A 12027-nucleotide genomic window follows, 5' to 3' on the forward strand; every position below is an offset into this window, starting at 1 on the left:
TTAACTTGTACTGAGGAAAATCTAATGTCCAAAATCGTTAAAGTCATCGGTCGCGAAATCATCGACTCCCGTGGTAACCCAACTGTAGAAGCTGAAGTTCATCTGGAAGGCGGTTTTGTTGGTTTGGCTGCGGCACCATCAGGTGCTTCTACCGGTTCCCGTGAAGCACTGGAACTGCGTGACGGTGACAAATCCCGTTTCCTGGGCAAAGGCGTTCTGAAAGCCGTTGCAGCAGTAAATGGCCCAATTGCTCAGGCAGTTATGGGTAAAGATGCTAAAGACCAGGCTAACATCGATAAGATCATGATCGATCTGGATGGTACTGAGAACAAATCCCAGTTTGGTGCTAACGCCATCCTGGCTGTTTCTCTGGCAGCAGCGAAAGCAGCAGCAGCGTCTAAAGGCATGCCTTTGTACGAGCACATTGCTGAACTGAACGGCACCCCAGGCAAATTCTCTATGCCACTGCCTATGATGAACATCATCAACGGCGGCGAACATGCTGATAACAACGTTGATATTCAAGAGTTTATGATTCAGCCAGTAGGCGCGAAAACTCTGAAAGAAGCGGTTCGCATCGGTTCAGAAGTGTTCCATACTTTGGCTAAAGTTCTGAAGTCTAAAGGCATGAGCACTGCGGTAGGCGACGAAGGCGGTTATGCACCAAATCTGGGTTCTAACGCCGAAGCACTGGCTGTTATCGCTGAAGCGGTAAAACAAGCAGGCTACGTGTTGGGCAAAGACGTTACTCTGGCTATGGACTGTGCGGCATCTGAGTTCTACAAAGATGGCAAATATGTTCTGGCTGGCGAAGGCAACAAAGCGTTCACTTCTGAAGAGTTCACTCACTTCCTGGAAGACCTGACCAAACAGTACCCAATCGTCTCCATCGAAGATGGCTTGGACGAATCTGACTGGGCTGGCTTCAAATACCAGACCGAAGTTTTGGGTGACAAAATCCAACTGGTTGGTGACGACCTGTTTGTAACCAACACCAAGATCCTGAAAGAAGGTATCGAGAAAGGTGTTGCTAACTCTATCTTGATCAAATTCAACCAGATCGGTTCTCTGACCGAAACTCTGGCTGCTATCAAGATGGCGAAAGATGCAGGTTACACCGCGGTTATCTCTCACCGTTCAGGCGAAACCGAAGATGCTACCATTGCCGACCTGGCAGTAGGTACCGCAGCAGGCCAAATCAAAACTGGTTCAATGAGCCGTTCTGACCGTGTTGCTAAATACAACCAGCTTATTCGGATTGAGGAAGCGCTGGGCGACCGCGCACCATTCAACGGTCTGAAAGAAGTGAAAGGCCAGTAATTACTGCGCTTTACCTTCAGTAAAACAGTTTGTTGATAAAGCCCGCCTTAATAGGCGGGTTTTTTTATGGGATATGGCGGGGCAAGCTTCGGTAATATGCGGATCGTGAGCTGTCATTGTTACAAATTAGCCTGTTATTACCACTTACTTACCTCTGCGGGATTAATCTGAATCTCACCCACCCCACACATCGGCTTCACATCTCTTACACCGCTGCCGTGCAGATAATTCATCACCCGTTATCATTAATGTGTACCCGAATGATTCGACAATAATGCATAAAGGAAGATAACGGATGAAACTGAAATACTTAATGTTGCCAGCGATGCTTTTTACCAGCAGTGTGCTGGCTGCGGGCGTTACTGTGACCATGAACGAAGCACTCCCTGAAGGTAATGGTAAAGCTCTGGGCACGGTGACAGTGACTGAAACACCTTATGGTTTACTGTTCACGCCTAATTTGACCGGGCTGGTGGCGGGAATTCATGGATTCCATCTGCATGAATTCCCAAGTTGTGCACCAGGGCAGAAAGACGGCAAACCCGTGCCAGCCCTTGCCGCTGGCGGCCATTTGGACCCACAAAAAACGGCCGTACACCTTGGCCCTTATAATGACAAAGGGCATCTGGGGGATTTGCCGGGGCTGGTAGTGAATGCTGATGGCAGTGCGACTTATCAGGTATTGGCTCCGCGGCTGAAATCACTCTCTGAACTGAAGCAGCATGCCTTGATGATTCATGCCGGTGGTGACAACTATGCCGATCATCCAATGCCGTTAGGCGGTGGCGGTGCGCGCATGGCTTGTGGTGTGATTGAGTAATACTCTGATACAGACAAACTGGCAGCATAAGCGTTGCCAGTTTGGTCACAGTCAGAGAATCTGCGATAATCGCCGATTGGCTTGAATGAATATAGAGAAACTGATGCTGTACCCGATTAATGAGATGTTCCAAACCTTGCAAGGCGAGGGTTACTTCACCGGTGTACCGGCGATCTTTGTGCGTTTGCAGGGCTGCCCGGTAGGTTGTAGCTGGTGCGATACCAAACACACTTGGGAAAAGGAAGCCGATCGGGAAGTTGATATGCAGCGTATTATGGTGAAAACTGCCGAAAGTGATGCCTGGGGGGAAGCCTGCGCACAACAGCTACTGGAGATTTTCTCTCAGCAGGGATATACCGCTCGCCATGTTGTTATCACTGGCGGAGAACCCGCTATTTACGACTTATTCCCCTTAACCTCATTGTTGGAGCAGGCCGGTTATAGCTGTCAGATTGAAACCAGCGGCACGCATGATGTGCGGTGTTCAGCGACGACCTGGGTGACGGTTTCGCCAAAAGTAAATATGCGCGGTGGCCTGAAAGTATTGCCTCAGGCATTGCAACGCGCCGATGAAATCAAACATCCGGTTGGCCGCATGCGTGATATCGAGGCATTAGAGGCACTGCTTGCCACGCTGGATGACGACAAAAAGCGGATTATTGCGTTACAACCCATCAGCCAGAAAGACGACGCTACTAAGCTCTGTATCGAAACTTGTATTGCCAAGAATTGGCGGTTGTCGATGCAGACGCATAAGTATTTAAATATCGCTTAATCCCCTTCGTCCTTGCCGCCGCAGCGGTGTTGCGGCGCTCATTACTCGGCCCGTCCATGGGCCTCGCCTCTGTGAGGCCGCTGCAAGCAGCGTTCAAATCTGCTCCCGACAGATTTGTCACCCAAATCACTTACTCATGTAAGCTCATTGGGATTATGAGCCTTATAAGAGGCTCACCCTGCGGGCCAGCGCAAGCGCTGCAACATCAATGACTTTGGGTATCGATTTGTTAGTCGCGATTTATTATCCGCGATAAACGCAGCCCGCAGAACAGGTCTCTTTCACCATTACTGCGCTCAGTTCTGGTAACTGCGGTTTAAGCTGTTGCCAAATCCAACTGGCCAGTACTTCACTGGTCGGGTTTTCCAAACCGGGAATATCATTCAGATAGTAGTGATCCAGTCGTTCCCAAATAGGTTTAAATGCCGCTTTCAGATCAGCAAAATCCATCACCCAGCCGGAGTGAGCATCGACTTCACCGGTAACCTCGATACGGACCATAAATGAATGACCGTGCAAACGGCCACACTTATGACCTTCCGCAACATGGGGCAGCCGGTGAGCGGCTTCAAATTGAAAATCTTTAAATAGGGTGGTGCTCATAGTCCTGACCTTATTGACTCAAAAAACCGCCGCATAGTACCGGAAAGCACCTCTGCTGGCTATGAAAGCGCACAACGGGGAGCGCTTCCTGGCCCCTGGCAAACCGGCCTTTTACCCGTAGCTTACTGATTTATATGTAGACGTGGCAAATTAATAGCTTGATATGGGTTAGTGAAAATTTTCTTAATAAGTTGAACACTTTAACTCATATCCATTACCTGAAAAACCGCTTAGTCGTTTTGGTTATTTATTATTTCTATCGCTTCTTTAATTGTTATTATCGGGATGGTTAACCTTACAAACATTAAGAAATATGTGCTGAAAATAGATCGACTGACACTGGCTAAAGCTTAAGGGAATGCGTACTGCAATGACGACTCAGGTTCCTCCTACTTCTTTACTTCCGCTATCGCCGGAGCAGTTAGCCCGCTTACAGGCGGCGGTTGGTGAGTTTTCCCCAACCCAAATGGCATGGTTGTCCGGTTATTTCTGGGGCATGGTTAATCAACAGCCAGGTGTGGCTGCAACCCCAGCGGCAGTGGCTCCGCCAGCGCTGACGATTACCCTTATCTCTGCCTCTCAGACCGGTAATGCACGCCGCTTGGCGGAACAGCTACGTGATGACCTTCTGGCGGCTAAACTTAATGTCAATTTGGTCAATGCGGGTGATTATAAGTTTAAGCAAATTGCACAAGAACGCCTATTAATTGTCGTTGCCTCCACTCAGGGCGAAGGTGAACCCGCGGAAGAAGCGGTTGCATTGCACAAATACTTATTCTCTAAAAAAGCGCCTAAGTTGCCGGAAACCGCCTTTGCTGTGTTTGGATTAGGGGACACCTCTTACGAGCACTTTTGCCAGGCAGGTAAAGATTTCGACAGCAAATTGGCGGAACTTGGTGCTCAGCGCTTATTGGATCGTGTCGATGCGGATGTGGAATATCAGGAATCGGCACAGCAGTGGCGTCAGCAGATCGTTGCAGTGTTACAGGCTCGGGTGCCGGCACAATCGGCAACTGCGGCGGCGGTAACTCAAAGTGGTGTCGTGGATGAAATCACATCCAGCCCATACAGCAAAACGGCACCACTGACCGCGCAATTATCGGTACAGCAGAAAGTGACAGGCCGTAACTCCGAAAAAGATGTCCGCCACATTGAAATAGATTTAGCCGATTCAGGTCTGCGTTACCAACCCGGTGATGCACTGGGGGTCTGGTTTGATAATGACCCGGCCCTGGTAGACGAGCTGCTCGCTCTGTTGTGGCTTAAAGGTGACGAACAGGTCAGTGTCGACGGGCAGAATCTGCCACTGGCACAGGCATTGCGCAGCCATTTTGAACTGACACAAAATACGACGCTGATCGTTGATAAGTATGCGGCACTTTCCCGTGATGAGAAGCTGATTGCGCTGCTGGCAGATAAACCGGCGCTGCAACAATATGCCAAAAATACCCCGATCGTTGATATGGTTAGACAGGCCCCGTCTGATCTCAATGCTGATCAGCTGATTGCGCTGTTACGGCCACTGACGCCGCGCTTGTACTCCATTGCTTCCTCACAGGCTGAGACTGAAAACGAAGTACATATCACTGTGGGTGTGGTGCGCTATGACATTGATGGGCGGCCACGTACCGGAGGGGCGTCAGGGTATTTGGCTGATCGGCTGGAAGTGGAGGGTGATATTCGAGTCTTTATCGAACATAACGATAACTTCCGCCTGCCTGCTAACCCGCAAACGCCAGTTATCATGATTGGTCCCGGTACCGGTATTGCACCTTTCCGCGCCTTTATGCAACAGCGTGAGGCCGATGGTGCGAGTGGCAAGAATTGGTTGTTCTTTGGCAACCCTCATTTCACCGAGGATTTCCTCTATCAGGTTGAATGGCAGCGCTATGTTAAAGACGGCTTGCTGACCCGCATTGATCTGGCTTGGTCGCGCGATCAGGCCCATAAAATATACGTACAAGACAAACTGCGCGCACAGGGCGCAGAACTGTGGAACTGGATACAACAAGGTGCCCACATTTACGTCTGTGGCGATGCTAACCGCATGGCCAAAGACGTTGAGCAGGTTTTACTGGACGTGGTGGCTCTGCACGGTGCAATGGATACCGAGCAGGCTGATGAATATTTAAGTGAGCTGCGCCTGGCGCGCCGTTATCAGCGGGATGTGTACTGATGAATGAAAAACACCCAGGGCCATTAGTCGTTACTGGAAAACTGTCTGATGGCGAACGTATGAAGTCGGAAAGCAATTTCCTGCGTGGGACCATTGCCAAAGACTTGAATGACGGTCTAACGGGTGGTTTCAATGGCGACAACTTCCTGTTAATCCGCTTCCACGGTATGTACCAGCAGGATGACCGTGATATCCGCGCCGAACGCGCCGAGCAGAAGCTGGAACCACGTCATGCCATGATGCTACGTTGCCGCTTGCCAGGGGGGATTATTACCCCACAGCAATGGTTGGGAATTGATAAGTTTGCGGCGGATAACACCTTATACGGCAGCATCCGTATCACCAATCGCCAGACATTCCAGTTCCATGGCATTCTGAAAGGTAATGTTAAACCGGCCCATCAGTTGCTTAATCAATTGGGGCTGGATGCGTTGGCGACGGCAAACGATGTAAACCGTAATGTACTGTGTACGTCGAACCCGGTGGAATCGGTGCTACATCAGGAAGCCTACGAATGGGCGAAAAAGATTTCTGAGCATTTGCTGCCGCGTACTCGCGCTTATGCCGAAATTTGGTTGGATGCGGAAAAAGTGGCGACCACCGATGAGGAGCCGATTCTCGGCGCGACCTATTTACCGCGTAAATTTAAAACTACAGTTGTTATTCCTCCGCAAAATGATGTGGATCTACACGCCAACGATCTCAACTTTGTGGCTGTCGCCGATAAAGGCAAACTGATTGGCTTTAACGTGTTGGTAGGCGGTGGGCTATCCATTGCTCATGGTGATAAGAATACCTATCCCCGTAAAGCAAGTGAATTTGGCTACATTCCGCTACAGCACACGCTGGCTATCGCTGAAGCGGTTGTTACCACTCAACGTGATTGGGGCAATCGTACCGATCGCAAAAATGCTAAAACCAAATATACGCTGGAGCGAGTAGGGGTAGAAACCTTCAAAGCGGAAGTTGAAAAGCGCGCAGGCGTCAGTTTCGGCGCTATTAAGCCTTATCAATTTACTGGTCGTGGCGATCGTATTGGCTGGGTGAAAGGCATTGATAAAAAATGGCATTTAACCCTGTTTATCGAAAATGGCCGTTTGCTAGATTATCCTGGCCGTAGCCTGAAAACCGGTGTGGCAGAAATTGCTAAAATCCATCAGGGTGATTTCCGCTTAACTGCGAATCAGAACCTGATTGTGGCAGGGGTGCCGGAAAAAGATAAAGCCCGTATTGAGGCGCTGGCCCGTGAGCATGGCTTGATGGATGACAGTGTCAGCCCGCAGCGTGAGAACTCCATGGCGTGTGTTTCATTCCCAACCTGCCCATTGGCTATGGCCGAAGCTGAACGCTTCCTGCCAGAGTTTGTTACCCGTATTGAAGGTATTTTGCAGCAACACGGTTTGCCCAATGAACATATTGTGATGCGAGTTACCGGCTGCCCGAACGGCTGTGGCCGGGCTTTACTGGCAGAAGTAGGGCTGGTGGGTAAAGCCGTTGGTCGTTATAACCTGCATCTGGGTGGCAACCGGGAAGGCACTCGGATACCGCGGATGTATCGTGAAAACATCACCGAAGATGAAATTCTGGCAATTACCGATCAGTTGGTTGGGCGCTGGGCAAAAGAGCGCCATGCTGATGAAGGTTTCGGTGACTTTGTGATTCGCGTTGGTGTGATTGCTCCAGTGATTGATTCAGCCCGTGATTTTTATGACGTACAGGAGGCGGTGTGAGCCAATTTAACTTGAGTGAACTTAATGCCCTGCCGAAAGCAGAACAAGCGGCGGCACTGGTACTGGTTAACGGTCAACTTGAGCATTTAACCGCGCAAGAGCGGGTGAGCTGGGCATTGGAAAATCTACCGGGCGAGTTTGTACTTTCTTCCAGCTTTGGTATTCAGGCCGCCGTTTGTTTGCATCTTGTTACGCGGCAACGTTCTGATATTCCAGTAATTCTTACTGATACCGGTTACCTATTCCCAGAAACTTATCAGTTTATTGATGACTTGACCGAGAAGCTTCAACTTAACTTACAGGTATTTCGTGCCCCTCATAGCCCGGCTTGGCAGGAAGCCCGTTACGGTAAATTGTGGCAGCAAGGAGTCGAGGGTATTGAACGTTACAATGACCTGAACAAAGTGGAACCCATGAATCGGGCGTTGGAAACGCTGGGGGCTCAAACGTGGTTTGCTGGTCTTCGCCGTGAACAATCAGGCAGCCGGGCACAGCTACCGGTGTTAGCCATTCAGCGTGGCGTTTTCAAATTGCTACCGATTATCGATTGGGATAATCGGCAGATTTATCAATATCTGACCCAAAATGGCCTGAGCTATCACCCTCTTTGGGAACAGGGTTACTTATCGGTCGGGGATACTCACACTACCCGTAAATGGGAACCGGGAATGAGCGAAGAGGAAACTCGCTTCTTTGGGTTGAAACGCGAATGCGGCCTGCATGAAGGTTGAAGCTAATATCAACGCTATTTATAGCCCTGTGAGTGTTACAGCTCAGTGAATGAAGAGTAGACCATCCCCGATGGGCGTTCCGGCGACTGATGCGTAACGCCTACACCCAACCGCACGTTCTCCCTTTATTTGAATTTGTCTGTGGTCTGAGGGCGCTGCCTGTGCCCTCATTTTCATTATCTATTAGCTGATGATTCTCTCACGTGCCAATTCAGCCAGAAATTGGCTACGGTTCTTATAACCCCGGTGTGTGGCGATAAACTTATCAATGGCGGTCAGCAGATTTTGCGACATGGTCAGATTGAATTTGACCGCCTTACTTTCATATTTGGCCGGATCAATCTCAACAAACCCCAAAATCCCCGCTTCTTCTTTTAACCGGGGATCCCCAATGTAACGCTGTGGATCTTTCGGGGGCGTGGGTAATGGAAAACCTTCATCCATCAGTGCTTCAATATGAACAGCAAAGGCTTCTTCGGCATTTTTACTGATATCGGCAAAGGTATTGCCAGCAAAGAAACAACCGTCAAGATCGGGAAAATATCCATCGAATCCTTCAGTGGTACTGAAAATAAAAATAGGGTAGATCATGGTTAACTCCCTAAGCGTTTATACCCGTCATCATTCAAACCCAATGTGTGGAGGCGGTTCCCAGTGGGTGACTTCACACCTTCCTGCAACTTGAATGATTTAGGGTATACGGCTTTGTTTAAATCAATTTAATCCCGGCAATCTGCTGAGCCTGCCGCAGAACACCTTTGGATGTATCCTTGCGCGGATGGGGTAGCGTAATGATCTTGCGTACACCCGGTTTGCACATCGTGACATGGCTACCGCCATTGGTTTTTTACAGCCCCTGATTTGCCAGCCCGTATCCTGCAATCGCTTTATTAATTCGCCACTCTCCATGTGATCTCCTGGTGAGTTGCGGGTGGGCATTATACCCACTAGCGAGATTGAGTCAATTAATTATGGGTGCTATACCCACCAGGAGTTATACGTGAAAAGCACGAAAAAGGGCGATCATAATGATCACCCTGACGTTGAATTTGTTGGTTTTTATCTGTATTTTGCGCGAAGTTACGCAAAGCCAATATTATTTTTTATCAGCAGCGAGCGCTTGTATCAGGGGCAACAATATTTTCACACTATCGTGTGAACGTTTACTGATACGACCCGGTAAGTACTTATCCAGATAATTTAAGTTATCTAGCTGGCTTTGATGACGGGTTATACCTTGAGGAAAGTGGCTACTGATGGCCCGTTGCTGACAACCCTCTTTGTTACCCAGGCTGTAGTTGCTTGCTTCGACAGATAACACCGGTAATCCGGCGTTATAGAAGATATTTTTATCCGCCCTACAGGGGGAGCTAATCTGGTTTTTAACTGTGGCGGCAGTAATGCCATACCGACGTGCCAACGCAAGTGCCTGATCCCTTGCCGCAATGGCTGTGGGCTGGTTACTGGCATTAAAATAGAGCCGGTCACCGGTTATCAGACTATCTAAGTTGATCACCAGCAGTGTGTTGGCTTTCTCCGTTTTACTCATTCGTTGCAGATAGTTCTCGGCACCTTGTGCACCTATCTCCTCGGCGCTGAGTGCCACAAAACGCAAATCATAGCGCAATGGTGTGTCTTTCAGATGTTCAGCCAGTTCCAGCATAACGCCGACCCCTGCCGCATTGTCATCGACCCCTTGTAGCGTCAGCCCACCCAGATTCTTATCTAAATCTTTATCACTTTGCGGTGTGTAGGTATCAAAGTGCGCCATGATAATTATCTGTTTCTGGTCATCCGCTTTGCCAGTCGCCTGCTTTTTATCGAGAGTTGTTATGTTGCGAGCGGCAATCACCGAGGTGGCAGTCAGTGTGTGCCAGCTTGATTTACCGTTTTTACTGGTATACAGATAGCGGGTATTAAAACCCCGCAGGTTGCTTTGATAACCCATTTGCTGAAAACGGTGGTTGATATACTCAGCAGCCAGTAATTCTGCCGGGCTACCCGCCATACGGCCGGGAAAGTAGGTGCTGATATGGCGGATTTGTTGTTCAGCGATTCGACCAACGGCCTGAGTCGTAGCGGCATGCAACGGTAAGACGGTACTGAAACACAGGGTGAATAGTGCCCACTTTAGGCGACGGCGGGAAAACATACCGAAATATCCTTGTTATAGTCTGGGCCATGCCTCGCAGCATGGACAATACAACTCTTTCCGGTGCTTAGTATGAAACTGTCTACACCAATAGACAATTTGTATACTTCCTAAAGTGTAGAAATTTTATGTCAGTAAGTAAGAAAATCGCCCTGAGTGCGAATTGGCTAACTTAGCTGCAAGCCATGCTGTTACGCCTATATATCATTATGGAACTTGTAATTACTTTTCGTCATTTCATAAGGCCATGCCCCCCCCCTATAGTCACCCTACGCTTTATCATGTAATTGAAGGACGTTGTGGACTATCTACCTCTATTTGCCGACTTGAAACAGCGCCCAGTATTGGTTGTTGGCGGCGGCGAAGTCGCTGCGCGAAAAATTGATTTACTCCACCGCGCGGGTGCACAGGTGAGGGTAGTGGCACAGGCTCTTTCATCTGAACTGGAACAACAGCATCAGGATGGCCGCATTAACTGGCTTGCAAAGGTTTTCTTGCCGGAACAGTTGGATGATGTTTTTTTGGTGATTGCCGCCACCAACGATACCGTGCTGAATGCCGCTGTTTTTACCGCTGCGGATCAGCGACATCTTTTGGCTAACGTGGTTGATGACCAACCCCGCTGCTCGTTTATCTTCCCGTCGATTGTCGATCGCTCCCCTCTGGTGGTGGCTATCTCCTCTGCCGGTCAAGCTCCGGTGCTGGCGCGTTTACTGCGTGAGAAGTTAGAGGCTCTGCTACCTGCCAGCCTGAGTGATATGGCAGCCGTTGCCGGGCGCTGGCGTGGTCGGGTTAAACAGCATATCGCCTCGATGGGAGAGCGCCGTCGCTTTTGGGAAAATGCATTTAGTGGCCGCTTTGCGAGTCTGATTAGCCGTGGTCAGTTAGCACAAGCCGAAGAGGAATTACAACGGGAGCTGGAGGGGCAGCGCAGCACTCAGGGTGAGGTTGCTTTGGTGGGGGCGGGGCCTGGTTGTCCAGGTTTGCTGACATTACGTGGCCTGCAAGTGATTCAGCAGGCTGATGTGGTGTTATATGACCATTTAGTCAGCCCGGAAGTGTTGGATCTGGTACGGCGTGACGCTGAACGTATCTGTGTCGGCAAACGGGCGGGAGCGCACTCGGTAGCACAGGAAGAAACCAATCAATTACTTGTCTCGCTGGCGCAGCAGGGGAAACGGGTAGTGCGGCTGAAAGGCGGTGATCCGTTTATCTTTGGCCGTGGTGGTGAAGAGCTGCAAATGGTGGCGCGTGCGGGCATCGCGTTTCAGGTGGTGCCGGGAGTGACGGCGGCAAGTGGGGCGACAGCCTATGCGGGTATCCCCCTGACGCATCGTGACTATGCTCAGAGCGTGACCTTTATTACCGGGCATTGCCGCGCCGATGGCGATGATTTGGATTGGCCGGCACTGGCTCGAGGCCGCCAAACTTTGGCGATTTATATGGGAACAGTGAAAGCCGCCGAGATTAGCCGTCAGCTCATAGCCCATGGTCGGGCAAGCACCACCCCTGTAGCGGTAATTGGCCGGGGAACCCGTGCTGACCAACAAGTTTTGACGGGCACACTGGCCCAACTGGAATCATTAGCACATCAGGCGCCGACCCCAGCACTGCTGGTTATCGGTGAAGTGGTGGATTTACATCACCAAATCGCCTGGTTTGGGCAACAACCACAGACTGAACAGGCTATCAGCCCGTCAGTCGTGAATTTGGCATAAAG

The 12027-nt window shown here is 50.0% G+C and carries 10 protein-coding genes and 1 pseudogene; 7 read left to right on the plus strand and 4 right to left on the minus strand.

The genetic code is table 11. The annotated features are described in order from the left end of the window. Positions 1–24 precede the first annotated feature (24 nt). The 3 genes from eno (at position 25) to queE (ending at position 2915) form a co-directional block, all read left to right on the plus strand. Positions 25–1320, plus strand: coding sequence for a phosphopyruvate hydratase (gene eno / locus V1956_RS06415; protein ID WP_050086475.1), 1296 nt, complete (start codon positions 25–27; stop codon positions 1318–1320). Between the two features lie 295 nt (positions 1321–1615). Next, a complete protein-coding gene (gene sodC, locus V1956_RS06420; RefSeq protein WP_372558052.1) occupies positions 1616–2140 on the plus strand; it encodes a superoxide dismutase [Cu-Zn] SodC in 525 nt (174 codons plus the stop codon). Between the two features lie 103 nt (positions 2141–2243). Further along, entirely contained in the window at positions 2244–2915 is a 672-nt protein-coding gene (gene queE / locus V1956_RS06425) for a 7-carboxy-7-deazaguanine synthase QueE (RefSeq protein ID WP_372558053.1), read from the plus strand. Positions 2916–3158: 243 nt separating this feature from the next. Here queE and queD read toward each other — a convergent pair whose 3' ends face one another. Further along, positions 3159–3518, minus strand: a complete 360-nt coding sequence (gene queD, locus V1956_RS06430) for a 6-carboxytetrahydropterin synthase QueD (RefSeq protein ID WP_372558054.1) — start codon at positions 3516–3518, stop codon at positions 3159–3161. Between the two features lie 370 nt (positions 3519–3888). Between queD and cysJ the strand changes: the two genes are divergently transcribed. Genes cysJ through V1956_RS06445 form a run of 3 tightly spaced genes read left to right on the plus strand, consistent with a single transcriptional unit; the run spans position 3889 to position 8155 of the window. Further along, the gene (cysJ, locus tag V1956_RS06435; RefSeq protein WP_442825784.1) at positions 3889–5694 is read left to right on the plus strand and encodes an NADPH-dependent assimilatory sulfite reductase flavoprotein subunit; all 1806 of its coding nucleotides are present in this window, start codon (positions 3889–3891) and stop codon (positions 5692–5694) included. Next, positions 5694–7424 carry an assimilatory sulfite reductase (NADPH) hemoprotein subunit gene (cysI, locus tag V1956_RS06440; protein WP_372558055.1) on the plus strand — a complete coding sequence of 577 codons (1731 nt, stop codon included), beginning with the start codon at positions 5694–5696 and terminating at the stop codon, positions 7422–7424. Before cysJ ends, cysI begins: the two co-directional genes overlap by 1 nt. After that, a complete protein-coding gene (locus V1956_RS06445; protein ID WP_372558056.1) occupies positions 7421–8155 on the plus strand; it encodes a phosphoadenylyl-sulfate reductase in 735 nt (244 codons plus the stop codon). The genes cysI and V1956_RS06445 overlap by 4 nt, the downstream gene beginning before the upstream one ends. Before the next feature lie 183 nt (positions 8156–8338). Here the strand turns inward: V1956_RS06445 and V1956_RS06450 are convergent, their stop codons facing one another. The 3 genes and pseudogenes from V1956_RS06450 to V1956_RS06460 all read right to left on the minus strand — a co-directional run bounded on the left by V1956_RS06450 (position 8339) and on the right by V1956_RS06460 (position 10307). Continuing rightward, entirely contained in the window at positions 8339–8746 is a 408-nt protein-coding gene (locus V1956_RS06450; RefSeq protein WP_372558057.1) for a type II toxin-antitoxin system HicB family antitoxin, read from the minus strand. Between the two features lie 118 nt (positions 8747–8864). Further along, a pseudogene (locus V1956_RS06455) lies at positions 8865–9064 on the minus strand (type II toxin-antitoxin system HicA family toxin). Between the two features lie 187 nt (positions 9065–9251). After that, a complete protein-coding gene (locus tag V1956_RS06460; RefSeq protein WP_442824920.1) occupies positions 9252–10307 on the minus strand; it encodes an aminopeptidase in 1056 nt (351 codons plus the stop codon). A 299-nt stretch (positions 10308–10606) separates the two neighbouring features. Between V1956_RS06460 and cysG the strand changes: the two genes are divergently transcribed. Continuing rightward, a complete protein-coding gene (gene cysG, locus V1956_RS06465; protein ID WP_372558059.1) occupies positions 10607–12025 on the plus strand; it encodes a siroheme synthase CysG in 1419 nt (472 codons plus the stop codon). The last annotated feature ends 2 nt before the right edge of the window (positions 12026–12027 follow it).

It is taken from the genome of Yersinia sp. 2540 StPb PI, from assembly GCF_052217165.1.
GTDB classification, from domain to species: Bacteria; Pseudomonadota; Gammaproteobacteria; order Enterobacterales; family Enterobacteriaceae; genus Yersinia; species Yersinia enterocolitica_E.